Origin of the sequence: Bradyrhizobium sp. HKCCYLR20261, assembly GCF_051168435.1 — a bacterium.
GTDB lineage: Bacteria > Pseudomonadota > Alphaproteobacteria > Rhizobiales > Xanthobacteraceae > Bradyrhizobium.
Map to the genome: position 1 here is coordinate 513,422 of NZ_JBNPUZ010000001.1, position 25,320 is coordinate 538,741.

The following is a 25,320-nucleotide window of genomic DNA, read 5'->3' on the forward strand; positions in this document are numbered from 1 at the left end:
CGCCCGATCAATTCCGCTCAGCGGACATCGACTTTCTCAGGCGTGATGATCTCGATCTTCGGCGGCGCCGCCATGCATTTCACGGCGACGCGCCCGAACGTCTTCATGTGCTCGGTCGCGCGATGCGGCACCAGCGCCTCGGCGTTCTCCCACTGCTCGACGAACACCATCCGGCTCGGGTCGGTGACGCTTTCGTGCAGATCATAGGCGATATTGCCGGGTTCCTTGCGGGTCCCTTCGATGCAGGCAGTGGCAGCGGCAATAAACTCGGCACGCGTTTCAGGCTTGATGGTCAAAGTGGCGACGACGTAGATCACGAAGCAGTCCTCCCGGTACGTTTCTGTTTCTGGGTACCGGGAGCAAGTTTAGAACATGAAGTAGCGCTGCGCCATGGGCAGCACCTCGGCGGGTTCGCAGGTCAGCAATTCGCCATCCGCGCGCACCTCATAGGTCTCCGGATCGACCTCGATGTTCGGCGTCGCATCGTTGTGGATCATGCTCTTCTTCGAGATCTTGCCGCGGGTGTTCTGCACAGCGTAGAGCTTCTTGGACAGGCCGAGCTTGCGCCCAAGACCGCCGGCAACCGCCGCCTTCGAGGTGAAGATCACCGACGAGGCCGTCAATGACTTGCCGAAAGCGCCGAACATCGGCTGGTAATGCACCGGCTGCGGCGTCGGGATCGAGGCGTTCGGATCGCCCATCGGCGCCGCCACGATGGTGCCGCCCTTGATCACGCAGTCCGGCTTGACGCCGAAGAACGCCGGCGACCACAGCACGAGGTCGGCGAGCTTGCCCTTCTCGACCGAGCCGATCAGCTTCGACACGCCATGCGCGATGGCCGGGTTGATCGTGTATTTGGCGATGTAGCGCTTGACGCGGAAATTATCGTTGTCCTTGCCCTTGTCTTGCGGCAAGGCGCCGCGCTGCTTCTTCATCTTGTCGGCGGTCTGCCAGGTCCGGATGATGACCTCGCCGAGCCGGCCCATGGCCTGCGAGTCCGACGACATCATCGAGAGCGCGCCGAGATCGTGCAGGATGTCCTCGGCCGCGATCGTCTCCTTGCGAATGCGGCTCTCGGCAAAGGCGAGGTCCTCGGCGATCGACGGATCGAGATGGTGACACACCATCAGCATGTCCAGATGCTCGTCGATGGTGTTGCGCGTGAACGGCCGCGTCGGGTTGGTCGACGACGGCAGCACGTTCTTCAGGCCGGCGACCTTGATGATATCCGGCGCGTGACCGCCGCCGGCGCCCTCGGTGTGGAAGGCGTGGATGGTGCGGCCCTTGAAGGCCTTGATGGTGTCCTCGACGAAGCCGGACTCGTTCAGCGTATCCGAGTGCAGCATCACCTGGATGTCGTGATCGTCGGCGACCGAGAGACAGTTGTCGATGGCGGCGGGCGTAGTGCCCCAGTCCTCGTGCAGCTTCAGCGCGCAAGCGCCGGCCTTGATCATCTCGACCAGCGCGGCCGGGCGCGACGCATTGCCCTTGCCGGAGATGCCGAGATTGACCGGGAAGGCGTCGAACGACTGCATCATCCGGCCGATGTGCCACGGGCCCGGCGTACAGGTGGTCGCGAAAGTGCCGTGCGACGGCCCGGTGCCGCCGCCGAGCAGCGAGGTCACGCCCGACATCAGCGCGTGCTCGATCTGCTGCGGGCAGATGAAGTGGATGTGGCTGTCGAAGCCGCCGGCGGTGAGGATCTTGCCCTCGCCCGCGATCACGTCGGTACCGGGACCGATGACGATGGTCACGCCCGGCTGGATGTCGGGATTGCCGGCCTTGCCGATCGCACTGATCATCCCGTCCTTGATCGCGACGTCGGCCTTCACCACGCCCCAGTGATCGACGATCAGCGCATTGGTGATGACGGTGTCGGCAGCGCCCTGTTTGCTCGTCGCCTGCGACTGGCCCATGCCGTCGCGGATCACCTTGCCGCCGCCGAACTTCACCTCCTCGCCATAGGTGGTGAAGTCCTTCTCGACCTCGATGATGAGATCGGTGTCGGCCAGCCGGACCTTGTCACCGGTGGTCGGGCCGAACATGTCGGCATAGACGGAACGCTTGATCTTGACGGACATCGTTGGCCCCCAATCAGTTCGGTTTGTCGTGTTGTCGAGACACCGGCGATGCGCTCACAGCGTCCCTCGTGCATTCGTGACAGTCTCGTCGAACAGCGCGTCCAGCCGCGCATTGACGCCGCGGCAACCGGCGACGACCTGTTCGGCCCAGCCGACATATTCCATCAGTTCGAGCTGCTGCTCCAAGTCGGGCTCGAAGACGATGCGGGCGCGGATGTTGCTGATCTTGTCGGCGATCTTGATCTGCTTGGCGCCCGCGGACTTGGCCGGCGCCGCGATGACCTGGACGGCGCGCCGCTCGCTCTTGGGCAAGGTCATGTCGTCGGTGACTTCCTCGACGAAGCCTGCGACGCGCGTGCCGAATCGCTGCGCCAGTTCGTCGCGCGTGGTGTCGGTGTCCTCGATCGTGTCGTGCAGCCAGCCGGCCGCGACGAGCTCGGCATCCGCGCCATCAGTTGTTGCAGCCAGGATGTTCGCGACCTCGGCAAGATGATTGACGTACGGCTCCTCGTCGCGCCCCTTGCGCTGCTGGCCGGCATGGCGGCGCGCCGCCAGCTCGGCCGCTTCGGAGACGAGGCGCAGTCCGGTCAGCATCGGTCTACAGCTTGCCCATCACGTCGCCGCGGAAGCCATAGACCATGCGCTTGCCGGCGAGCGCCACCAGCTGGACGTCGCGGGTCTGACCGGGTTCGAAGCGCACCGCGGTGCCGGCGGCGATGTCGAGCCGCATTCCCCGTGCCTTCTTGCGATCGAACTTCAGCGCCGGGTTGGTCTCGAAGAAATGGTAGTGCGAGCCGACCTGGATCGGCCGGTCGCCGGTGTTGGCGACCGAGAGCGTCACGGTCTTGCGGCCGGCATTGAGCTCGATCTCGCCGTCCTGGATGAAGAGTTCGCCGGGGATCATGTGTTACCTCGCAGGTTTCCACTGCCTCATGGCCGGGCTTGACCCGGCCATCCACGTCTTTCCATTGAGATCGAAGAGCGTAGATGCCCGGGCCTTCGCCGCGCCGAAGCGGCTACGGCCGCGCAGGCGGGTCAAGCCCGGGCATGACGACCGAAAGAGTTGGGCTCGCCTCACCGGATCGGCTCGTGCACCGTGACCAGCTTGGTGCCGTCCGGAAACGTCGCTTCGACCTGGATGTCGTGGATCATCTCGGGGATGCCGGGCATCACCTGGTCGCGGGTCAGCACCTGGGCGCCTGACTGCATCAGCTCGGCCACGGTGCGGCCGTCGCGCGCGCCTTCCAGGATGAAATCGGAAATGATCGCGATCGCCTCGGGATGGTTCAGCTTGACGCCGCGCTCGAGCCTGCGGCGGGCCACGATGGCGGCCATCGAGATCAGGAGCTTGTCCTTTTCGCGGGGAGACAGGTTCATGCGGCTTCTCTGGTGATCGTCTTCTGGATAATCGCGGGTTGGTAAACGTCTAATTGAGCCACAGCCGCGGGAGCGGCACGGCCGAAGCACAGCCCAGCACCGACATCATGTCGGCGCGCAGGCTCGCGGCATCTTGGGCACAGAAGCGCGCCATTGCAAATCCATTCCAGGCCGACAGCCCGGCCTCGCCCCGGAAGGCCGGCAGGCTCTCCCGGATGCGCTCGATCAGCGCGGCATCGCCCGGCACGATCAGCGCCGTCCCGATGGCCGCCGCGCCCTTGGCGATCGCGGGCTGCGCCAGCTTGTCGCCGATATCGCCGTCGAGGCGGACGGTCTCCGCGAACACCAGCTTGCCGCCGCGCTTGAGCCGCCAGCGGTCGACGAACTCGCCCTCACGCATGCGCTCGCCCATCGCGGTGCGGCCGAACACGACGATCTCACACAGGAGCAGCGAAGCGGTCTCGGCAAGCTCGATGTCGATGCGGCGGTGGATGCGGGCGCGGTCGAACAGGATGGTCTCCTGCGGCAGCCACGAGATGTGCGCGCCGGCTTCGGCCTTCAGCGCAATGTCCAGCTCGGCCGGCGTCCCCGGAGCGCGATAGACCTTCTCGGCGGCGGCGCTCGACAGCGTGACGCGGCTGCCCTCGCCCGCCGCAACCTCGATCGCGAAGCGGTCGCCGCCGGCGATGCCGCCGGCCGTATTGACGAACATCGCCGAGAGGCCATCATCCTCCGGCGAGGGAAAGCGGACGCGCAGCGAGCCGGACTCATGCAGATGGTGACGCCGCGTCACGCCGTCCTGCAGTCGCACGTCGAAGCGCACCGCGCCACGGGCGCGGTTGGCCTCGAAGATGTCGGCGGCGGCGCCGGCGGGATCGGCCCGCATCGATCCCCTCCCCTGGGACCGGACGCGGCAAGGCCGCGCCCTGAGAGCTAGATGACGATCACAGCGCCATCTGGCGGCTGATCTCGGCCGGATCGAGGTTGGCGCGGGTGCAGGTGAACTTCACCGCGCCGCGATCCATCACGGCGAAGTTGTCGCCGAGTTCGCAGGCAAAGTCGAGATACTGCTCGACCAGCACGATGGCGATATTGCCGAGATTGCGCAGATAGGAGATGGCCCGGCCGATGTCCTTGATGATCGAGGGCTGGATGCCCTCGGTGGGCTCGTCCAGCAGCAGGACCTTCGGCCGCATCACCATGGCCCGCCCGATCGCGAGCTGCTGCTGCTGGCCGCCGGAGAGATCGCCGCCGCGGCGGCCGAGCATCGACTGCAGCACCGGAAACAGCGAGAACACGTCGTCCGGGATACTGCGGTCGGCCCGCTTCAGCGGGCCGAAGCCGGTCTTGAGGTTCTCCTCGACCGTCAGCAGCGGGAAGATCTCGCGGCCTTGCGGCACGAACCCGATGCCCTTGCGCGCCCGCTCATAGGGCTTCAGGTGCGTGATGTCGGCGCCGTCGAAGGTGATGCTGCCCGACGCCAGCGGATATTGCCCGACCAGCGCCCGCAGCAGCGAGGTCTTGCCGACGCCGTTGCGGCCGAGCACGCAGGTGACTTTGCCGGGCTCCGCCGCGATCGAGACGCCGCGCAGCGCCTGGGCGGCGCCGTAATAGAGATTGATGTCCTTGACGTCCAACATCGCCTAGCGCCCCAGATACACTTCGATCACGCGGTCGTTCGACGACACCTGGTCGATGGTGCCCTCGGCCAGGACCGTGCCTTCATGCAGGCAGGTGACCTTGACGCCGAGCTCGCGCACGAAGGTCATGTCGTGCTCGACGACCATGACGGTGTGATCCCGATTGATTTCCTTGAGCAGCTCAGCCGTCTGATGCGTCTCGACATCGGTCATGCCGGCCACGGGCTCGTCGACCAGCAGCAGCTTCGGGTCCTGCGCCAGCAGCATGCCGATCTCCAGCCACTGCTTCTGGCCGTGCGAGAGGCTGCCGGCAAGCTTGCGCCGGACATCCTTGAGCCGAACCGTCTCCAGCACCTTGTCGATTTGCTCCGCCTCGCCCTTGGAGCCGCGCCAGAACAAGGTGCCTTTGACGCTGTGATCGACATTGAGCGCCAGCAGCAGATTGTCCTCCACCGACTGGCTCTCGAACACCGTCGGCTTCTGAAATTTGCGGCCGATGCCGAGCTCGGCGATGCGGGTCTCGTCCAGGCGCGTGAGATCCGTCTTGCCGTCGAACAGCACCGTGCCCTCGTCGGGCTTGGTCTTGCCGGTGATGATGTCCATCATCGTGGTCTTGCCGGCGCCGTTCGGGCCGATGATGGCGCGCATCTCGCCGGGCTCGAGCGTGAGCGAGAGATTGTTGATGGCGTGGAAGCCGTCGAAGGAGACGTGCACTCCGTCGAGATAGAGCAGCGCGGAGGTCGATCTGGTATCCATCACGTTCATGCCGCTCACTCCGCCATCTTGGGTTCGGTGACGCCATCCTCGCGGGCGGCGCTGTCGGCATTCGGCCGCTTGGTGCCGAGCTGATCCCACCAGCTGTTGAAGGTGCCCACGATGCCCTTCGGCAGCAGCAGCGTCACCAGCACGAACAGCGCGCCGAGCATGAACAGCCAATACGGGGCCAGCACGCCCGAGGTGAAGAACGTCTTGGCATAGTTCACGACGACGGCGCCGAGCGCCGCACCGACCAGCGTGCCGCGGCCGCCGACGGCCACCCAGATCACCGCCTCGATCGAGTTGCCGGGAGCAAACTCCGAGGGGTTGATGATGCCGACCTGCGGCACATACAGCGCGCCGGCGACGCCGGCCATGCAGGCCGACAGCGTGAACACGAACAGCTTGTAGGACTCGACGCGATAGCCGAGGAAGCGCGTGCGCGACTCGGCGTCACGGATCGCGATCAGCACCTTGCCGAGCTTCGACGACACGACGGCACGGCAGATCAGGAATGCCAGGATCAACGCCAGGCAGCTCAGCGCGAACAGGGCCGCGCGCGTACCCTCCGCCTGCACGTTGAAGCCGAGAATGTCCTTGAAGTCGGTCAGGCCGTTGTTGCCGCCGAAGCCGAAATCGTTGCGGAAGAAGGCGAGCAGCAACGCATAGGTCATCGCCTGCGTGATGATCGAGAGGTACACGCCGGTGACGCGCGACCGGAAGGCGAGCCAGCCGAAGCCGAAGGCCAGCAGGCCGGGCACGACCAGCACCATCAGCGCGGCGAACCAGAACATGTCGAAGCCGTGCCAGTACCAGGGCAGCTTGGAATAGTTCAGGAACACCATGAAGTCCGGCAGGATCGGATTGCCGTAGACACCGCGGGTGCCGATCTGGCGCATCAGATACATGCCCATCGCGTAGCCGCCGAGCGCGAAGAACGCGCCGTGGCCGAGCGAAAGGATGCCGCAATAACCCCAGATCAGGTCGATCGAGAGCGCCAGGATCGCGTAGCAGACATATTTGCCCCACAGCGCCACCAGATAGGTCGGCACTTGTAGCGCGGACCCCTCCGGCAGCAGCAGGTTCGACAGCGGGATGAGGATGCCGCAGGCGGTAACGATCAGAAGAAAGATCGACGCTCCGCGGTCCAGCGACCTCGTCAGCACATGCGCCATCATGCTTCCACCGCCCGGCCCTTGAGCGCAAACAACCCGCGCGGGCGCTTCTGAATGAACAGGATGATCAGCACCAGGATCGCGATCTTGCCGAGCACGGCGCCCGCAACCGGCTCCAGGAACTTGTTGGCGATACCGAGCGTGAAGGCGCCGACCAAGGTGCCCCAGAGATTGCCGACGCCGCCGAACACCACGACCATGAAGGAGTCGATGATGTAGCTCTGGCCGAGATTCGGGCTCACGTTGTCGATCTGCGACAGCGCCACGCCGGCGATGCCCGCGATGCCCGAGCCGAGGCCGAAGGTGAGGGCGTCGACGCGCGAGGTTGCGATGCCCATCGACGCCGCCATGCGCCGATTCTGCGTGACGGCACGCATCTCCAGGCCCAGCGCGGTGTAGCGCAACATGGCCAGAAGGATCGCGAACACGGCCATCGTGAAGCAGAGGATCCAGAGCCGGTTGTAGGTGATCGTGATCTGCCCGAGCTCGAAGGCGCCGCTCATCCAGGAGGGATTGCCGACCTCGCGATTGGTCGGGCCGAACGCGGAGCGCACCGCCTGCTGCAGGATCAGCGACAGGCCCCAGGTGGCGAGCAGGGTCTCGAGCGGACGTCCGTAGAGAAAGCGGATGATGGTGCGCTCGATCACGACGCCGATCGCGCCGGCCACCAGGAAGGCGAGCGGCACCGCGATCAGCAGCGAATAATCGAACAGCGCCGGGTAGCGCGTGCGGATCACTTCCTGCACCACGAAGGTGGTGTAGGCGCCGAGCATCACCATCTCGCCATGGGCCATGTTGATGACGCCCATCACGCCGAAGGTGATGGCAAGCCCGATCGCGGCCAGCAGCAGCACCGAGCCGAGCGACAGGCCGTACCAGGCGTTCTGCACGCCCGACCAGATCGCGAGCGTGCCCTGGATCGAGGAGATCGCGCTCGCCGCCGCCTTGGCGACATTCGCCGGCTGGTCGCCGCCGCTGATCTCGGTGAGCAGCGCCAGCGCCTCCTGGTCGCCGCGCGCCTTGATGGTGGCGACGGCCTCGAGCTTGTCGACCTCGCTGGCATCGGACTTGAACAGCAGGATGGCGGCGCGGGCCTCGGCGAGCGCCTGCTTCACCGTACGATTGGTTTCCTTGGCGAGCGCCGACTCCACGGTCGGCAGCGTCGCCTCCTCGTGCGACTTGAACACGGACTTGGCCGCGGTCAGCCGGGTGTTGGTGTCGGGCGACAGCAAGGTCAGGCCGCCGAGCGCGGCATCGACGCTGCGGCGCAGCCGGTTGTTGAGGCTGACGGCCGCCGCGTTGTCCGGCAGCTTGTCGACGGCGGCTCCGGTCGCGGCATCGATGATCTTGCCGTCAGCCTGCTTGATGAAGACCTTCTTGGTCTCGGCATCGAACATCAGCCGCTCGTCCTGCAGCGCGCTGATGATCGGAAAGGCCAGCGGGTTGCCGGACACCGCGATCTCGCCCACGGCGTCGTCGGTGTCGGAGAAGTCGTCATTGGCGAATTTGGCGACCGATTCTTCGAAGCTGGCGGCAAAAGCCGGAGCGGTCGCGACGATCAAGGCAATGGACAGAAGAAGGCCGCGCACAAGCGCGAGAACAATGGCAGGCACTGGACCACCCCGGCAGGAGGAAGAGAGAAGGCGGCGGAGGTCGCCGCCTTCTCCGGTCTTGATGACGTCGCAAGGCTCAGATCAGGTGCCCGAGCCCAGGCACTTGTTGGTCTTGGTGTTGTAGTTGCCGCACTTCTTGCCGACCCAGTCGCCGATCAGGTCCTTGGAGCCATCGAGCTCCTTCGACCAGGCGTCGCCCGGGACGAGATCCTTGGTCTTGTAGACGACGCTGAACTGGCCATCGCCCTTGATCTCGCCGATGAACACCGGCTTGGTGATGTGGTGGTTCGGCAGCATCTTCGACACGCCGCCGGTCAGGTTCGGCGCCTCGGTGCCCGGGAGCGCGTCGATGACCTTGTCGGCATCGGTCGACTTCACCTTCTCGACCGCCTTCACCCACATGTTGAAGCCGATCACATGCGCTTCCATCGGGTCGTTGGTCACGCGCTTCGGATTCTTGGTGTAGGCCTGCCACTCCTTGATGAACTTCTCGTTCGCCGGAGTCTTGATCGACTGGAAGTAGTTCCAGGCGGCGAGATGGCCGACCAGTGGCTTGGTGTCGATGCCGGCGAGCTCTTCCTCACCCACCGAGAACGCGACGACCGGAATGTCCTTCGCCTTGATGCCCTGGTTGCCGAGCTCCTTGTAGAACGGAACGTTGGCGTCGCCATTGATGGTCGAGACCACGGCGGTCTTCTTGCCGGCTGAGCCGAACTTCTTGATGTCGGCAACGATCGTCTGCCAGTCGGAGTGACCGAACGGCGTGTAGTTGATCATGATGTCTTCCTGAGCCACGCCCTTCGACTTCAGGTAGGCTTCCAGGATCTTGTTGGTGGTGCGCGGATAGACGTAGTCGGTGCCGGCCAGCACCCAGCGCTTCACCTTCTCTTCCTTCATCAGGTAGTCGACCGCCGGGATCGCCTGCTGGTTCGGCGCCGCACCGGTGTAGAACACGTTGCGCTCGCTCTCCTCGCCCTCGTACTGGACGGGATAGAACAGGATGCTGTTGAGCTCCTTGAACACAGGGAGCACCGACTTGCGCGACACCGAGGTCCAGCAGCCGAACACGACCGAGACCTTGTTCTTGGTGATCAGCTCACGCGCCTTCTCGGCGAACAGCGGCCAGTTCGAGGCGGGGTCGACCACGACGGCCTCGAGCTTCTTGCCGAGCACGCCGCCCTTCTTGTTCTGTTCGTCGATCAGGAACAGGATCGTGTCCTTCAGCGTGGTCTCGCTGATGGCCATGGTGCCGGACAGAGAATGCAGGACGCCGACCTTGATGGTGTCGTCAGCGGCCATCGCCGGGCCGAAGCCGGCAGCGCCGAGAGCCAGGCCGGCAGCAGCAGCCAGCCAGCGACGGCGGCTGAACGGCGCCGTTAATTCCTGAGTGAGTCGAGTAAGCATGCGATAATATCTCCCTGACGCAGACGTGCTTCGCAGCCAAATCGGCCGGCGGTCTGCGGCGGAAGAATCGCAAGAAGCGTGCCATACCGTTCACATCTCGTAAGCCATTGAGCGAAATGTGGAACTCGGCGAATTCGCGGCGAAGGGTCGCATCCATCTGCCGCCATTTTGGGCATGCAAACTGACCAATCAGCCATCAGACAGCACTAAATTTATGCACGATGTTTGAAATGGCTAATTTTGAAGCAGCCCATTACCGCTTTCGGCAGCATACCGGAGAGCAGCGGCCTTGAAACGCGCCTCCATCTGTTCCATATAACTGATAGATCGAGGCGAATCGGCCGGATCTTTGCGAGCCGCGTGTTCTTTAGCTCTGACAGAGCTTCTGGCTCCGCATTCTCAGCACTCCACAATAGGCGCTCCAAACACGCGGGTGTCTCCAATCACCCGCCCGCGTCCGGCACGCATGCCGACGAGGGCATATCCTCTTATGGAAAGCCCCATCTTTTGACCTCCTTTCAGGACTTCAACCTCGCCGACGCGCTGACGCGCGCGCTGAAGGAAGAGAACTACACCACCCCCACCCCGATCCAGGCCCAGACCATCCCGATCGCGCTGCAAGGCCGCGATGTGATCGGCATCGCGCAGACCGGAACCGGCAAGACCGCCTCGTTCGCGCTGCCGATCCTGCATCGGCTGCTGGAGAACCGCATCAAGCCGCAGCCGAAGACCGCGCGCGTGCTGGTGCTGAGCCCGACCCGCGAGCTCTCGGGCCAGATCCTCGACAGCTTCAACACCTATGGCCGCCACATCCGCCTCAGCTCCACGCTGGCCATCGGCGGCGTCCCGATGGGACGCCAGGTGCGCGCGGTGATGCCGGGCGTCGACGTGCTGGTCGCCACCCCGGGCCGCCTGCTCGACCTCGTCCAGGGCAACGCCCTGAAACTGTCGCATGTCGAGTTCCTGGTGCTCGACGAAGCCGACCGCATGCTCGACATGGGCTTCATCAACGACATCCGGAAGATCGTGGCGAAGCTGCCGATCAAGCGGCAAACGCTGTTCTTCTCCGCGACCATGCCGAAGGACATCGCCGAGCTCGCCGATGCCATGCTGCGGGATCCGGCGCGGGTCGCGGTGACCCCGGTGTCCTCGACGGTCGAGCGCATCGCCCAGCGTGTGATCCAGGTCGATCACTCCGCCAAGCCGGGCCTGCTGGCCCAATTGCTCAAGGAGGAGCCGGTCAACCGCGCCCTGGTGTTCACCCGCACCAAGCACGGCGCCGACAAGGTCGTGAAGGGCCTGGAGAAGGCCGGCATCCCGGCCCAGGCCATTCATGGCAACAAGTCGCAGAACCACCGCGAGCGCACGCTGGCGGCGTTTCGCACCGGCGAGATCCGCACCCTGGTCGCCACTGACATCGCCGCGCGCGGCATCGACGTCGACGGCGTCAGCCATGTGGTGAATTTCGACCTGCCGAACGTGCCCGAGACCTATGTCCACCGCATCGGCCGCACCGCGCGCGCCGGCGCCGATGGCGTCGCGATCTCGCTGGTCGCCGGGCCGGACGAGATGTCCTATCTCCGCGACATCGAGCGGCTGACCAAGACCTCGCTGCCGCGCGAAGACCGCCGCACTCCTGGCCATCGCGAGGCGGCTCCGGCCGGCCAGCCGCAGCGCCAAGGCGCCCGTCAAGGCAATCATCAGGGAAGCCCCGGCGGCGGCCGTCCTGGCATGCAGAATGCGCGGACCAACGATGGGGGCAACGCCGCAAAAGGCCCTCGCCGACGTCGTCGTTCCAATGCTAAGGTGGCCTCTCTGCCAGGCAATCGTCAGGAGCCCCAGCGTCCGCCGCAAGGCGGCGGCAAGGCCGGGTCGATTCAAGGCGTTGCATTCCTGCATCGCGAAGGCAGACCCAAAAACCACGCTCACAATCGCAACCAACGGCCAAACTAGACGTCTATCGATCTGGAGAAAGACATGGCTAAGGAAGAGCTGATCCAGTTCGAAGGGCTGGTCACCGAAATCCTTCCCGACGCACGCTATCGGGTACAACTCGACGCGGGGCACGAGATCGTCGCCTACACAGCGGGCAAGATGAAAAAGAATCGCATCAAGACGCTGGCGGGCGACCGCGTGACCGTCGAGATGTCGCCCTATGACCTGGAAAAGGGCCGGCTGATCTTCCGCCACAAGGACGAGCGGCCGAGCACGCCGGGCGGCCCCCCGCGCGGCGCACCGCAGCGTGGCGGCCAGTTCCGCCGGCGCTGAGGCTTGGGGCGGAACGCCGTTCCGCCCCGTCTCCAGCTTGATGAACTCTTGCGCAATCAGCCGCAATTCAGCGTGCCGGCCTCAAGCCGGCGCGTCAAAAAATCCTGCGCCCTCGCGCAGCTCAGGATTGTTTTGCGGGGCCAATTCCAATAATATATCCCGCAATCGATTTTCGGCCGGACGAGATTAGCTATTACCGGTACAGCCGGTTCAGACGCTGACGACCCTTCCAAAAATTCGATCTAACCAGCCCAGGAATCTGGGTTACGCATTTGATATCTGAGAAGGGAACTACCCCGTGAGCATGGGAACCGTGAAGTGGTTTAACGCAACCAAGGGCTATGGCTTCATTCAGCCGGACGACGGCGGCAACGACGTGTTCGTGCACATCAGCGCCGTCGAGCGCGCTGGTCTCGGCACGCTGCGCGAAGGCCAGAAGATCTCCTACGAGATCGTCGCTGACCGTCGCTCGGGCAAGTCGTCGGCCGACAATCTCCGCGCCGCCAACTGAGCGAACCGCGCCAGGGCGATCTCACGATCGCCCACGACTGACGAAAGGCCGCCTCGTGCGGCCTTTTTTATTGTCCGCTGCTTTATTGTTCTCTGTTGAGGCAATCGGTCCCGCACCCACGCGGTCGTCTGCGCTGAGCCACATGCTCCGAGACAACCATTGACGCTTCCCGACGAGCGCCCCGCCTCGCCTCAGCAGGACGTCGCCGGGCTGTAATAGACGCAGGTCGACTGCCGCGGGCGGGTGTAGGCGACGTCGCTGAGATTGATGCCGGTCTTGCCCATCACGTAGCCCACGGTGGGGACGTATTGGTAGTTGACCTCGCTGAAGATCAGATAGGTGCCGCTGACCAGCAGATCGGCGGGGATGCCGACGGTGGTGCCGGCGGTGCGCGGCGCCGATCCCTTGCTCCACTTCACGGTCGCCTGCTTCGATGTCGGGTCGACATAGAGCTCGGTGATGGTCGCGTTCACCGGCGTCGTCGAATACGGATACATGATGCCGGTGGAGGCGGCGAAGAAGTTCGACATGTCGCTGTCGCCGACCGAGGTCGATTGCGAGGTCAGGTCGGACAGCGTGCGCGCCATCAGGGTGACCTTTCGGTCGACCGCGATAGCCGAGCAGAACTCGACCGTGCCGAAGAACATCACCAGCATGAGCGGCACGATGAAGGCGAACTCCGTGGCCGCGACACCGCGACAATCCGCCGTGAAAACATCGAGGCGACGCCGCAAGGCAAGGCTCAAAGACATGGCCGGCACTCTTCCAAACAGCAGATGAAGTCCTGAGATCCGATTGCGCACTCGGGAGTCGCTCGCGAACGTCATGAATAAGGCTCGTTCTTGAACGCTGCCGTGCCGACCAGCAGCCGCTTGCTGCCGGACAGATTGGCGATGTTGTAGCCGAGGCCGGTCACGTAGATCGGCCACTGGTAGAACAGCCTGACGACGACGATATCTCCGGCCGCGCCCGGGCTGTACGTCATGTTGTTGATGAAGTTGCCGGTGTTGTCGATCTGGTTGGCGATCGTGACGTTCCCGAACGAGGAGTAGCTCTTCACGTCGATATAGATCTTGTTGCAGTCGAACAGCGCGGGCACCTGGGTGCAGACATAGCTCGCGAACTGCGACTGGGTGTACGACCCCTGCTGGGCCTGCCCGGTCAGGATCATGCGGGCGGAGTCCTGCGTGATGGTCTCGAGGACCTGCCCGGCAAAGAACATCAGCGCCGTCTCGATGATCGCGAACAGCAGCGCAAAGAAGATCGGGGCGACCAGCGCGAATTCCAGCGCGGCCGATGCTCGCCGGTTGCGTCGAAACCGGCGCAGCAGCCGGCGCATCGATGCGGTCGAGGAAACGTTGGCTTGCATGGGGTCATCCAGATTGGAAAGGCACATCAACCTGGGTGAAAGAAATAATGCAAACTTCTTGGGAAAGGGTTTCCTATCATCCGGACAGGATGGCCGCGATGATCAACCGCTCACTAACCATGCTCCATGGCGGGCGTAACCCAATACAGCTACAACGGAAATTGCAGCCATCCCGACCGGCCCTCGCGTACCGGCGTCCGGCCTTGGCAGGCAGCACGCGTCGATCAGGCCGGGGCCCGATCGGCGCGTCGAAAGCAGGTGTATTTGCTCAGTTGGTCTTGGCCGCCGCGGCGCTGCCGCTGGCCGTGCTCGACATCGTGCCGGCCTGATCGAGCACCGACTTGAAGTAGTTGTCACCGTCGCCCAGGGTCACCCGGCGCTGGCAGATCGGCATGCAGCTATAGGTCTCGCGATCGACGCCGCGATACACGGTGACGAGCCGATCGGTCGGCCCGGCGACCTGGATCTGCCGGTCGATCAGCACCTGTCCACCGCGATCCATCGCGATGAAATTGGTGGCGCCGTAGCTCTTGCCGGTGACCACGATGATGCCGCCGCTCTGCAGGGTCACGTCGGCGATCATCGGATTTCCGACGACGAGCGTGGCGACCCGGTCGGGCAGCTTGACCAGCTTGGCCTGGTCGACGTTCACGGCGATGGCCGGATCAGGATCCGCCGAGGCGGCGGCCGGCCACAGCAGCATCGCGGCGACGGCGGCCCGCAGCGCGAGGGAAACAACAGGACGACACGACACACTCATCGACATACTCAACCCCGGGGCATTGACGAGCCGTCTCAAGCGATACGCAGCGGTGACGGCGCCCGACGCGGCAAATCTGCGCTCAATTGGTGAACGATCCGCAAACGCCGCCACCTGATGGCAGCCGTCCGGATCGACGCCGTCAGCGGCGGAACGGGAATGCCAACTGGCCACCGAACTCTCCGGGCATCGTCGCCTCGTCCTTGCCGTAGGTCTCGGGCAACTGCCCCTCCGGCATCCGGAAGGTGCCGAACAGGATATCCCAGATCGGGAACGTGCCGGCGAAATTGGTGTTGCCGCCCTCTTCCATCGGGGTGTGATGCCACCGGTGGAAGACGGGCGTGGCCAGGACATATTTGAACGGGCCGAGCGTCCAGTTGAGATTGGCGTGCACGAAGGCCGAATGGAAGGTCGTGAACGGACCGACCCAGATCATCACATTCGGCGAAATGCCGGCCGTCAGCAGGATGACGTCGACGGCGATGGTGCCGAGGATCAGATTGACCGGATGGAAGCGCGCTGCCGAAATCCACTCCAGATCCTCCGAGGAATGGTGGACCGCGTGGTACTTCCAGAACTCGCCACCGTGGAACAGGCGGTGGGTCCAATACAGCATGAAGTCGGAGAGCACGAGGAACAGCAGCCCCTGCAGCCATTCGGGCAACTGCGCCAACGGGCCATGGCCGTTCTCATAGAAGGCGATCAGCTCATCGGCATCGTGGATCTTGAAGATCACGCCGGCGCCGAGAACCAGCAGGCCGATGCGCAGCACCCGCGCGAACACCGGCACGAAGAACCAGTAAACGACGTCGGTGACGAGCTCGCGCTTCTGCCACCACGGCTTTCCCGGGTTGCAGGCCCAGAAATAGCTGAGCACCGAGAAGACCGCCGCCAGCACCAACGTGATCGGCAGCACCTTTTCGATGGTCTGGCCGAGCATCAACGCGACTTCCCATGGCAGACCAGACATCACATCCCTCATCACAAGATCTGTTCCGAGGGGTACTCCTTGGCGCTTAAGGAGCCGTGAACCTCCATGGCCCCGCCGGGGCAGCAGCTTCGCGTATCGCAGTGGCATGTCAGCACGCGCGACAGGATCTCACGCGTGTGACGGCACAGGACTCTTCTTCATATGGAAGCGGCCTCGGGAGCGTCAGCCGACCAGGCGCGCGCGGCTGTCCGCTGCACTCAATAGGTGTGAATTTGTCGCCTCGGGGAATTGTTTCGAAACTGAGCGGCGCGCTTAAATCAACGTTTACTGTGCACAAGAACAGCCATTTGTCGCCGTGTTTCGCCGATCGAATTAACTACGCCGAAATTCCTGCCCCCTAGGGTGTCCGCATGGTCACGGTGCTGAGAACGCCGCAACGACCAGAATTTGTTCGACCAGCCACGTGTACATGGAGTTACCCTATGAAGAATCTTCTTGCTCGTTTCGTGAAGGATGAGTCCGGCGCCACCGCGATCGAATACGGCCTGATCGCCGCCGGCATCTCGCTCGCGATCATTGCGGCGGTGAACGGTCTCGGCTCCAGCCTGAGCTCCAAGTTCTCGTCGATCAATACCTCGCTGAAGTAAGCGGTCATCACGACCGAGCAAAGAAGGCCCCGGCACTCCCGGGGCCTTTATCATTTCGACCTTCAGCTCCGCGGCGTTCAGTGATGCGTAACCACGTTTTGTCCACTGCCGCTCCCCGGCGTGCGTTCGCGCAGAGCGAAGCCGCGATCGGCTGGGTCTGTCTGGCCCTCGGTCTCTCCATCGTCGCGCTCGCACTCCGCGTCCTCAGCGTCTGGTGAAGCCCGCCGCTTGTCCGGCCATTTCCCGATCATTTATCTCTTCCGGCTAGCTTGTCGCAGCCGCGCATTCCGTGCCGCCTCGATGCCGCTGTGAGCCCATGACCCTCGATCTCGCACGCCTTCTGCTGTTCCCGGCCCTGATGGCGTTTGCCGCCGCGAGCGACCTGTTCACGATGACGATTTCGAACCGGGTCTCTTTCGCACTGATCGCGGGTTTCCTGGTGCTGGCGCCGCTCAGCGGCATGGGCATGACCGACATGCTGTTGCACCTCGGTGCCGGCGCAACGCTGCTGGTGATTGCTTTCGCGTGCTTCGCATTCGGCTGGATCGGTGGCGGAGATGCCAAGGTGGCTTCCGCCGCAGCCCTGTGGTTCGGCTTCGCGCATCTGATGAACTATCTGCTCTACGCCTCGATCTTCGGCGGTGTGCTGACGCTCGTCATCATGCAGTTCCGGCAATGGCCCCTGCCCTACATGCTCGCTGGGCAACCCTGGCTTGCGCGTCTGCACGCCAGGGAGAGCGGCGTTCCCTACGGCATCGCGCTCGCGCTGGGCGCGCTGATGGTCTATCCGGAGACCGAATGGGTGAAGGCGATCGACGCCGCGCGTCTCGCATTGCTCTGAAGGCACCGTGTCAACACGGTGTTAAGGCGATTTAGATACGCCTCATTAACCATGCTTTGACGAATAACTGCTCAACTCCCATTACGGCGGCGGAAGCGTCGCGGCGTAATGTGGAAAGTGAAGCGTATGAATACCGCACGCATCGTGGTTCTGACCATCGCTGTCGGCGCTGGCGGCGTGGCCGCATATCTCGCGAGCGGGTCCGATCGGCCAGCTGAAGTCGCCGCACCGGCGCCTCAGGTGCCCACCGTCGACGTCCTTGTCGCCAAAGCAGACATCAACCTCGGTCAGTCGATCAAGCCGGAAAACCTGCAGTGGCAGAGCTGGCCAGCCGCCACAACGAGTTCCAGCTTCATCCGGCGCAACGAGCGGCCCGAAGGTCAGAACGAGGTCACCGGCGCGATCGCGCGCGCCCCCTTCATCGCTGGCGAACCGATCCGCGAACAGAAGCTGGTCAAGGCCGACGGCTCCGGCTTCATGGCCGCGATCCTGCCCGCAGGCATGCGCGCGGTCTCGACGGAGATCTCGCCGGAGACCGGCGCTGGCGGCTTCATCCTGCCCAACGACCGCGTCGACGTGATCCTGTCGAAGCGTGAGCGCAACAACGATCAGCCCAATGCCGGAGATGTCATCAGCTCCGAGATCATCCTGTCCAACATCCGGGTGCTGGCGATCGACCAGGCGCCCAAGGAAAAGGACGGCCAGACCACGGTGGTCGGCAAGACGGTCACGCTCGAGCTGAAGCCGGAGCAGGCCGAGACGCTCGCCCGCGCCCGCCAGACCGGAACGCTGTCGCTGGCGCTGCGCAGCATCGCCGACGTCAACGTTGCCGACAACCGCACCGACGAGACCAGCCGCAGGCGCGGCGACAGTGTTGCCGTCATCCGCTTCGGTATTCCCAGCACGATGACGACGCAGAAGTGAGCAAGAGGACCACCACGATGACTTGCAGCGAAAATCAGCGGAAACTGCGGACCATGATGGTTCGCGCGCTGTCGTTTTCGGCCGCCGCTGCGCTGACCCTCAATCCGGCGCTGGCGCCGGTGATCGCGGCTGACTACCGCCCGGCCGCCGCCACGGCGGCGACGGCCTCGGCCGCCCCCGAGGGCCAGATCAACGCGCGCTTCCTGTCGCTCGGCATCGGCAAGTCCGTCGTCATCGACCTGCCGCGCGACATCAAGGACGTGCTCGTCGCCGATCCGAAGATCGCCAATGCCGTGGTGCGCTCGTCGCAGCGCGCCTACATCATCGGCGCCACGGTGGGCCAGACCAACATCGTCTTCTTCGACGCCAATGGGCAGCAGATCGCGGCCTATGACATCGCGGTCAAGCGCGACCTGAACGGCGCCCGCGCCGCCCTCAAGCAGATGCTGCCCAACGCCGAGATCCAGATCGACGGCCTCGGCGACGGCGTGGTGCTGACCGGGTCGGTGGCGAGCCAGATGGAGGCGCAGCAGGCCGGTGAACTCGCGGCCCGGCTCGCGGGCGGCGCCGACAAGGTCGTCAACTCCATCACCGTGCGCGGCCGCGACCAGGTCATGCTGAAGGTGACGGTCGCCGAGGTGCAGCGCTCGGTGGTCAAGCAGCTCGGCATCGACCTCTCAGGCCAGCTCAACTACGGCACCGCCGTGGTCAAGTTCGCCAACTCCAATCCGTTCACGGCCTATGGCAGCAACCTGGTCTCCAACAACGCCGTCAGTGCCGCCTTCGGCTCGACGCCGTCGGTCCAGGCCACGCTGCGCGCGATGGAAAATGCGGGCGTGATCCGGACCCTGGCCGAGCCGAACCTGACCGCGATTTCCGGTGAATCCGCGACCTTCATCGCCGGTGGCGAGTTTCCGGTGCCCGCCGGCTACTCCTGCGATCCGACGACACATGTCTGTACCACCCAGATCAGCTTCAAGAAGTTCGGCATCTCGCTCAACTTCACGCCGGTCGTGCTCAGCGAGGGCAAGATCTCGATGCGCGTGATGACCGAGGTCTCGGAGCTCTCCAACGAGAACTCGATCACCCTGTCGCAGGCGGTGAGTTCGACGACCACGAACTCGCTGACCGTCCCGTCGATCAAGACCCGCCGCGCCGAAACCACGCTCGAGATTCCCTCCGGCGGCGCCATGGCGATGGCCGGCCTGATCCAGCAGCAGACCAAGCAGGCGATCAGCGGAATGCCCGGCCTGATGCAACTGCCGGTGCTCGGCGCCCTGTTCCGCAGCCGCGACTACGTCAACAACCAGACCGAGCTGATGGTGCTGGTGACCCCGTTCGTGGTGCGCGCCGTCTCGCAGAAGGATCTCTCGCGACCGGACGACGGCTTCGCCGCCGCCTCCGACCCGCAGGCCGATCTGCTCGGCAGCATCAACCGCATCTATGGCGTGCCCGGCCGGACCGAAACCGGTCGCGGCTTGCGCGGCGCCTATGGCTTCATCACGGACTGAGCCGGGACCTAAGGACTTGCACCCATGACGATGAAATCCAGCCCAGCTCGATACCGCAGATTGCAGCTTGCCGTCGCGCTTGCCGGGACCGCGGTCCTGCTCGGCGCCTGCAATTTCCGCAGAGACCCTGCGGTCACCGCCAGCATTCCCGATGACTACCGGCTGCGTCACCCGATTGCGGTCCAGGAAGCCCCGGATTCCCTGGTCGTGTTCGTCGGCCAGGGCCGCGGCGGCCTGACGGCCGAGCAGCGCGCCGAGGTGATGGGACTGGCGAACAGCTGGATGCGCCAGGGCACCGGCGCGATCAGCGCCGACGTGCCGAGCGGGACGCCGAACGCCCGGGCGGCCGCCGATTCCATGCGCGAGATCCAGTCGCTGTTCGCAGCCGCCGGCATGCCGCCGCACGGCCTCACCGTGCGCAATTACCAGCCGAAGGACCCGCGCCAGATGGCAGCGATCCGCCTCAGCTATCCCAAATTGTCGGCCACGGCCGGTCCGTGCGGCCTCTGGCCCGACGATCTCGGGCCGTCGATCAAGAACAAGAACTGGTACGACAACAAGCCCGATTGGAACTTCGGCTGCGCCTATCAGCGCAACATGGCGGCGATGGTCGCCAACCCCGCCGATCTGGTGCAGCCGCGCTCCGAGACACCGTCCTATACCACCCGGCGGACCGCGTTCTTCGAGAAATACCGCAAGGGAGCGTCAACCGCGATCGCGTATCCCGAGGCGGACAAGGCCAAACTGAGCGACACAGGCAAATGATCAGCTACGCCCGACAGACTCCAGAGGAGCAGCCCGACGTCGTGCCGCCGCCGGCCGACGATCACATCGCGCCCGCGCCGCGTGTCTCGGTGCAGGCGTTCTGCGAGACCGTGGAGACGGCTGCCACGGTTCAGGCCGCCGGCGAGGACCGGCGGCTCGGCAAGGCGCACCTGAAGGTCCAGATGGGCGGCATGGCGGCCGCCATCGAGGCCTACAAGTCCGCGCCGACGCCCAACGTCATCATCCTGGAGACGGACACCCGCACGGACATCCTGGCCGGCCTCGACCAGCTCGCCACGGTGTGCGATCCCGGCACCCGCGTCGTCGTGATCGGCCGCGTCAACGACGTGACGCTGTATCGTGAGCTCGTGCGCCGCGGCGTCAGCGACTACGTGTTGTCGCCGGTGACCCCGATCGACGTGGTGCGGTCGATCTGCAACCTGTTTTCGGCGCCGGAGGCCAAGGCGGTGGGCCGGATCATCGCCGTCGTCGGCGCCAAGGGCGGCGTCGGCGCGTCCACGCTCGCCCACAATATCGCCTGGGCCATCGCGCGGGATCTGTCGATGGACTCCGTTGTGGCGGATCTCGATCTCGCCTTCGGCACGGCCGGTCTCGACTACAATCAGGACCCCGCCCAGGGGATCGCCGACGCAGTGTTCTCGCCGGACCGCATCGACATCGCCTTCATGGACCGGCTGCTGTCGAAATGCACCGATCATCTCAGCCTGCTGGCCGCGCCTGCGACGCTCGACCGCGTCTATGACTTCGGCGCGGAGGCGTTCGACGCGATCTTCGACACACTGCGCGCGTCGATGCCGTGCATCGTGCTCGACGTACCGCATCAATGGGCGGGCTGGACCAAGCGGGCCCTGATCAGCGCCGACGACATCCTGATCGTGGCGGCGCCGGATCTCGCCTCGCTCCGCAACACCAAGAACATGTTCGACCTGCTCAAGGCCGCGCGGCCCAACGATCGCATGCCGCTGTACTGCCTGAACCAGGTCGGCGTGCCCAAGCGGCCGGAGATCAACGCCAGCGAGTTCGCCAAGGCGATCGAAAGCCCGCCGATCGCGACGATCCCGTTCGAGCCGCAGATCTTCGGCGCGGCTGCCAACAACGGTCAGATGATTGCGGAAATGTCCCCCAACCATCGGACCACCGAGATGTTTCTACAGATCGCCCAGCGGCTGACCGGCCGCAGCGAGACCAAGAAGCCGAAAGGCTCCTTCCTGTCGCCTCTGCTGGAGAAGCTGAGGAAGTAAGCACGCGTGGAGTTCTAGGTCGTGTTTGGTAAGCGTAGCGGATTGGACGATAATACAAGGACGCTCAGGCCGGCCGCGCCGGCCCCTGAGCCGGCGCCGGCTGCGCCACGCGCAGCCTCTCCGGCCGTCGCGTCGCCTCCCCTGGCACCGACACGGGCCGCGCCTCCTCCCCCGCCGCCGGCCGTCGAGACCAGGCGCTCGGACAATTACTACCAGGTCAAGGCGACGATCTTCGGCGCGCTGATCGAGGCGATCGACCTGGCGCAGCTCGCCAAGCTCGACGGCGAATCCGCGCGCGAGGAAATCCGCGACATCGTCAACGAGATCATCGCGATCAAGAACATCGTGATGTCGATCGCCGAGCAGGAGGAACTGCTCGACGACATCTGCAACGACGTCCTCGGCTACGGCCCGCTCGAGCCGCTGCTGTCGCGCGACGACATCGCCGACATCATGGTCAACGGCGCCGGCACGGTCTTCATCGAAGTCAACGGCAAGATCCAGCGCACCGGCATCCGCTTTCGCGACAATCAGCAATTGCTGAACATCTGTCAGCGCATCGTCAGCCAGGTCGGCCGCCGCGTCGACGAATCCTCGCCGATCTGCGACGCCCGTCTCGCCGACGGCTCCCGCGTCAACGCCATCGTGCCGCCGCTGGCGATCGACGGTCCCGCGCTCACCATTCGTAAGTTCAAGAAGGACAAGCTGACGCTCGATCAGCTGGTCAAGTTCGGCGCGATCTCGCCGGAGGGCGCCGAGATCCTGCAGATCATCGGCCGCGTCCGCTGCAACGTGCTGATCTCCGGCGGTACCGGCTCGGGCAAGACCACGCTGCTGAACTGCCTGACCAACTACATCGATCACGACGAGCGTGTCATCACCTGCGAGGACGCGGCCGAGCTTCAGCTGCAGCAGCCGCATGTGGTGCGTCTCGAAACCCGGCCGCCCAATATCGAGGGCGAAGGCCAGGTCACCATGCGCGAGCTGGTCAGAAACTGTCTGCGTATGCGTCCTGAACGCATCATCGTCGGCGAAGTCCGCGGACCTGAAGCGTTCGACCTGCTTCAGGCCATGAACACCGGTCACGACGGCTCGATGGGCACGCTGCACGCCAACAACCCGCGCGAAGCTCTGTCGCGCTGCGAATCCATGATCACGATGGGCGGCTTCTCGCTGCCGTCGCGCACCATCCGCGAGATGATCTGCGCCTCGATCGACGTCATCGTGCAGGCCGCCCGCCTGCGCGACGGCTCCCGCCGCATCACGCACATCACCGAGGTGATGGGCATGGAAGGTGACACCATCATCACCCAGGACATCTTCCTCTACGACATGGTCGGCGAGGACGCGAACGGCAAGATCATCGGCCGCCATCGCTCGACCGGCATCGGCCGGCCGCGCTTCTGGGAGCGCGCGCGCTATTATGGCGAAGAGAAGCGCCTGGCGGCGGCGCTCGATGCGGCCGAAATCGCCAGCAAGGAGTGAGGAGAGAACCGATGAAGTTCCAGGCTCTGGCTCTCGCCTTCCTTGCCGCTACCGCCATCGGCGGCATGGCCTGGGTGTTTCTTTATCCGATGCTGTCAGGCGAACGAAAGGCCGAGCAGCGGCGCAGCACGGTCGCCAAGGCCGAGCCGGTGGTTCGCCAGGCCGAGCGCAATCAGCGCTCGCGCCGCGAACAGGTCGAAACCTCGCTGAAGGACCTCGAGGCCAAGGCGCAGAAGCAGAGCAAGGTGCCGCTCAACATGCGCATCTCGCAGGCCGGACTCGACTGGACCGTTCAGAAGTTCTGGATCATCTCCGGCGTGCTCGGCTTCTTCGTCTGCGCGATCACGTTCTTCTCAGGCGGTGGCGCGCTCGGCGCGCTCGGCATGGGCTTCGCGGCGGGGTTTGGCCTGCCGCGCTGGATCCTGGGCTATCTCAAGAAGCGTCGCGAGAAGAAATTCCTGGCCGCACTGCCGGACGCGGTCGACGTCATCGTGCGCGGCATCAAGGCCGGCCTGCCGCTGTTCGAGTCGATCAAGGTCGTCGCCGCCGACGCGCCGGAGCCGCTGCGCAGCGAGTTTCTCGCGATCATCGAGACACAGGCGATCGGCATGCCGCTCGGCGAAGCCTGCGCCCGGCTTTATGAGCGCATGCCGCTGCCGGAAGCCAACTTCTTCGGCATCGTGGTCGCGATCCAGCAGAAGTCCGGCGGCAACCTCTCCGAGGCGCTGGGTAACCTGTCGAAGGTGCTGCGCGACCGCAAGAAGATGGCCGAGAAGATCCAGGCGATGTCGATGGAAGCCAAGGCCTCCGCCGGCATCATCGGATCGCTGCCGCCGATCGTGATGCTGCTGGTCTATCTGAGCACGCCCGACTACATCTCGCTGCTCTGGACCCACCCGACCGGCCAGCTCATGCTCGTCGGCTGCGTGATCTGGATGTCGATGGGCATCCTGGTCATGAAGAAGATGATCAATTTCGATTTCTGAGGGGTGGACCATGGTCGACTTTCTGGTCTCCAAGCTGCACGATCCGCACTTCATGACGATGTTCTTCGCCGCCATCGCGGCGAGTTTGACCGTCTACACGCTGGTCATGCCGCTGTTCGCGGGCGAGAACCTGAACAAGCGCATGAAGGCCGTTGCTAGCGAGCGCGAGCGGATCAAGCAGCGCGAGCGCGAGCGCCTCAATGCCGGCGAGAAGGTCTCGCTGCGGCAGACGCCCAAACAGCTGGTCTCCAGGGTCGTCGAGGATTTCAACCTCACGAAATGGCTGGCGCAGGAAGCCGCGCGCGAGAAGCTGATCATGGCCGGCTATCGCGGCCAGGCGCCCTACATCACCTTCCTGTTCGCGCGACTCGTGACGCCGCTGGTGCTGTTCGTCGGCTCCGTACTCTACGTGTTCGTGATCGCGCATCTGGAGAAATCGATGCCGGTCAAGATCGGCATCTGCGTCGGCATGGCCTATCTCGGCCTGCAGGCGCCGATGCTGTTCCTCAGCAACGCGATCTCGAAGCGCCAGCTCTCGATCAAGCGCGCCTTCCCGGATGCGCTCGATCTGCTGCTGATCTGCATCGAGTCCGGCATGTCGATCGAGGCCGCGTTCCGCCGGGTGGCGATGGAAATCTCCAGCCAGTCGATCGCGCTGTCGGAGGAGTTCACGCTGACCACGGCCGAGCTCTCCTATTTGCAGGACCGCAAGGTCGCCTATGAGAACCTCGCCCGCCGCACCGGCCTCGAAGGCGTCAAGTCGGTCTGTCTCGCGCTCCAGCAATCCGAGCGCTACGGCACGCCGCTTGGCCAATCGCTGCGCGTGATGGCGCAGGAAAATCGCGACATGCGCATGAACGAGGCCGAGAAAAAGGCCGCCGCGCTGCCGCCGAAGCTGACGGTGCCGATGATCCTGTTCTTCCTGCCGGTGTTGTTCGTGGTCATTCTGGGACCGACCGGCATCAAGGTCGCGGCCATGCAGTAGCCGACGGCCCGCACGGCGAAATATCGCTT

27 protein-coding genes are annotated in these 25,320 nt (G+C 64.6%); 12 read left to right on the forward strand and 15 right to left on the reverse strand.

The genetic code is table 11. The features are described from left to right. Positions 1-17: 17 nt before the first annotated feature. The 11 genes from ACQR1L_RS02385 to urtA form a co-directional block, all read right to left on the reverse strand. On the reverse strand, positions 18-317 hold the full coding sequence (locus ACQR1L_RS02385) for a putative quinol monooxygenase (RefSeq protein WP_008964711.1): 300 nt from the start codon (positions 315-317) through the stop codon (positions 18-20). A 48-nt stretch (positions 318-365) separates the two neighbouring features. Further along, positions 366-2,081 (reverse strand): urease subunit alpha, encoded by a 1,716-nt coding sequence (gene ureC / locus ACQR1L_RS02390; RefSeq protein ID WP_434856310.1) that lies wholly within the window; start codon positions 2,079-2,081, stop codon positions 366-368. Positions 2,082-2,135: 54 nt separating this feature from the next. Then, positions 2,136-2,675, reverse strand: coding sequence for an HD domain-containing protein (locus ACQR1L_RS02395; protein ID WP_434856311.1), 540 nt, complete (start codon positions 2,673-2,675; stop codon positions 2,136-2,138). Positions 2,676-2,679: 4 nt separating this feature from the next. Further along, the gene (locus tag ACQR1L_RS02400) at positions 2,680-2,985 is read right to left on the reverse strand and encodes an urease subunit beta (protein ID WP_006612145.1); all 306 of its coding nucleotides are present in this window, start codon (positions 2,983-2,985) and stop codon (positions 2,680-2,682) included. Positions 2,986-3,155: 170 nt separating this feature from the next. Next, on the reverse strand, positions 3,156-3,458 hold the full coding sequence (locus ACQR1L_RS02405; RefSeq protein WP_425112223.1) for an urease subunit gamma: 303 nt from the start codon (positions 3,456-3,458) through the stop codon (positions 3,156-3,158). 49 nt (positions 3,459-3,507) lie between these two features. Beyond that, positions 3,508-4,344 carry an urease accessory protein UreD gene (locus tag ACQR1L_RS02410; RefSeq protein ID WP_434856312.1) on the reverse strand — a complete coding sequence of 279 codons (837 nt, stop codon included), beginning with the start codon at positions 4,342-4,344 and terminating at the stop codon, positions 3,508-3,510. 58 nt (positions 4,345-4,402) lie between these two features. Next, on the reverse strand, positions 4,403-5,098 hold the full coding sequence (gene urtE, locus ACQR1L_RS02415; protein WP_172110076.1) for an urea ABC transporter ATP-binding subunit UrtE: 696 nt from the start codon (positions 5,096-5,098) through the stop codon (positions 4,403-4,405). 3 nt (positions 5,099-5,101) lie between these two features. After that, positions 5,102-5,863: an urea ABC transporter ATP-binding protein UrtD gene (gene urtD / locus ACQR1L_RS02420; RefSeq protein WP_434856313.1), complete on the reverse strand. Its 762-nt coding sequence runs from the start codon at positions 5,861-5,863 to the stop codon at positions 5,102-5,104. 5 nt (positions 5,864-5,868) lie between these two features. Further along, positions 5,869-7,032, reverse strand: a complete 1,164-nt coding sequence (urtC, locus tag ACQR1L_RS02425) for an urea ABC transporter permease subunit UrtC (protein ID WP_434856314.1) — start codon at positions 7,030-7,032, stop codon at positions 5,869-5,871. After that, positions 7,029-8,591: an urea ABC transporter permease subunit UrtB gene (gene urtB, locus ACQR1L_RS02430; RefSeq protein ID WP_434856562.1), complete on the reverse strand. Its 1,563-nt coding sequence runs from the start codon at positions 8,589-8,591 to the stop codon at positions 7,029-7,031. Before urtB ends, urtC begins: the two co-directional genes overlap by 4 nt. 132 nt (positions 8,592-8,723) lie before the next feature. Further along, positions 8,724-10,046 (reverse strand): urea ABC transporter substrate-binding protein, encoded by a 1,323-nt coding sequence (gene urtA / locus ACQR1L_RS02435; protein ID WP_434856315.1) that lies wholly within the window; start codon positions 10,044-10,046, stop codon positions 8,724-8,726. 507 nt (positions 10,047-10,553) lie between these two features. On the opposite strand from urtA, the gene ACQR1L_RS02440 reads away from it, so the two are divergent. The 3 genes from ACQR1L_RS02440 to ACQR1L_RS02450 all read left to right on the forward strand — a co-directional run bounded on the left by ACQR1L_RS02440 (position 10,554) and on the right by ACQR1L_RS02450 (position 12,825). Continuing rightward, on the forward strand, positions 10,554-11,999 hold the full coding sequence (locus ACQR1L_RS02440; protein WP_434856563.1) for a DEAD/DEAH box helicase: 1,446 nt from the start codon (positions 10,554-10,556) through the stop codon (positions 11,997-11,999). Between the two features lie 24 nt (positions 12,000-12,023). Further along, the gene (infA, locus tag ACQR1L_RS02445; RefSeq protein ID WP_008964724.1) at positions 12,024-12,314 is read left to right on the forward strand and encodes a translation initiation factor IF-1; all 291 of its coding nucleotides are present in this window, start codon (positions 12,024-12,026) and stop codon (positions 12,312-12,314) included. 298 nt (positions 12,315-12,612) lie between these two features. Beyond that, positions 12,613-12,825 (forward strand): cold-shock protein, encoded by a 213-nt coding sequence (locus tag ACQR1L_RS02450; RefSeq protein WP_006612155.1) that lies wholly within the window; start codon positions 12,613-12,615, stop codon positions 12,823-12,825. A gap of 191 nt (positions 12,826-13,016) precedes the next feature. Here the strand turns inward: ACQR1L_RS02450 and ACQR1L_RS02455 are convergent, their stop codons facing one another. The 4 genes from ACQR1L_RS02455 to ACQR1L_RS02470 form a co-directional block, all read right to left on the reverse strand. After that, the gene (locus tag ACQR1L_RS02455; protein WP_434856316.1) at positions 13,017-13,577 is read right to left on the reverse strand and encodes a TadE/TadG family type IV pilus assembly protein; all 561 of its coding nucleotides are present in this window, start codon (positions 13,575-13,577) and stop codon (positions 13,017-13,019) included. 71 nt (positions 13,578-13,648) lie between these two features. Continuing rightward, on the reverse strand, positions 13,649-14,194 hold the full coding sequence (locus ACQR1L_RS02460) for a TadE/TadG family type IV pilus assembly protein (protein WP_434856317.1): 546 nt from the start codon (positions 14,192-14,194) through the stop codon (positions 13,649-13,651). A 268-nt stretch (positions 14,195-14,462) separates the two neighbouring features. After that, positions 14,463-14,897, reverse strand: a complete 435-nt coding sequence (locus ACQR1L_RS02465; protein ID WP_434856564.1) for a pilus assembly protein N-terminal domain-containing protein — start codon at positions 14,895-14,897, stop codon at positions 14,463-14,465. Positions 14,898-15,096: 199 nt separating this feature from the next. Beyond that, positions 15,097-15,924, reverse strand: coding sequence for a sterol desaturase family protein (locus ACQR1L_RS02470; protein WP_434856318.1), 828 nt, complete (start codon positions 15,922-15,924; stop codon positions 15,097-15,099). Between the two features lie 443 nt (positions 15,925-16,367). Here ACQR1L_RS02470 and ACQR1L_RS02475 point away from each other — a divergent pair, with 443 nt between their 5' ends. The 9 genes from ACQR1L_RS02475 (at position 16,368) to ACQR1L_RS02515 (ending at position 25,291) form a co-directional block, all read left to right on the forward strand. Beyond that, entirely contained in the window at positions 16,368-16,532 is a 165-nt protein-coding gene (locus ACQR1L_RS02475; protein ID WP_008970183.1) for a Flp family type IVb pilin, read from the forward strand. Positions 16,533-16,848: 316 nt separating this feature from the next. Continuing rightward, a complete protein-coding gene (locus ACQR1L_RS02480; RefSeq protein ID WP_434856319.1) occupies positions 16,849-17,373 on the forward strand; it encodes an A24 family peptidase in 525 nt (174 codons plus the stop codon). 126 nt (positions 17,374-17,499) lie between these two features. Further along, on the forward strand, positions 17,500-18,297 hold the full coding sequence (gene cpaB, locus ACQR1L_RS02485) for a Flp pilus assembly protein CpaB (protein WP_434856320.1): 798 nt from the start codon (positions 17,500-17,502) through the stop codon (positions 18,295-18,297). 17 nt (positions 18,298-18,314) lie between these two features. Next, a complete protein-coding gene (locus tag ACQR1L_RS02490) occupies positions 18,315-19,808 on the forward strand; it encodes a type II and III secretion system protein family protein (protein WP_434856321.1) in 1,494 nt (497 codons plus the stop codon). Positions 19,809-19,832: 24 nt separating this feature from the next. Further along, the gene (locus ACQR1L_RS02495) at positions 19,833-20,573 is read left to right on the forward strand and encodes a CpaD family pilus assembly protein (protein WP_434856322.1); all 741 of its coding nucleotides are present in this window, start codon (positions 19,833-19,835) and stop codon (positions 20,571-20,573) included. Beyond that, on the forward strand, positions 20,570-21,835 hold the full coding sequence (locus ACQR1L_RS02500) for an AAA family ATPase (protein WP_434856323.1): 1,266 nt from the start codon (positions 20,570-20,572) through the stop codon (positions 21,833-21,835). The genes ACQR1L_RS02495 and ACQR1L_RS02500 overlap by 4 nt, the downstream gene beginning before the upstream one ends. A 21-nt stretch (positions 21,836-21,856) precedes the next feature. Further along, positions 21,857-23,320, forward strand: coding sequence for a CpaF family protein (locus ACQR1L_RS02505; protein WP_434856324.1), 1,464 nt, complete (start codon positions 21,857-21,859; stop codon positions 23,318-23,320). Between the two features lie 11 nt (positions 23,321-23,331). Beyond that, positions 23,332-24,306 carry a type II secretion system F family protein gene (locus ACQR1L_RS02510; RefSeq protein WP_434856325.1) on the forward strand — a complete coding sequence of 325 codons (975 nt, stop codon included), beginning with the start codon at positions 23,332-23,334 and terminating at the stop codon, positions 24,304-24,306. 10 nt (positions 24,307-24,316) lie between these two features. Beyond that, a complete protein-coding gene (locus ACQR1L_RS02515; RefSeq protein ID WP_434856326.1) occupies positions 24,317-25,291 on the forward strand; it encodes a type II secretion system F family protein in 975 nt (324 codons plus the stop codon). Positions 25,292-25,320: the final 29 nt, after the last annotated feature.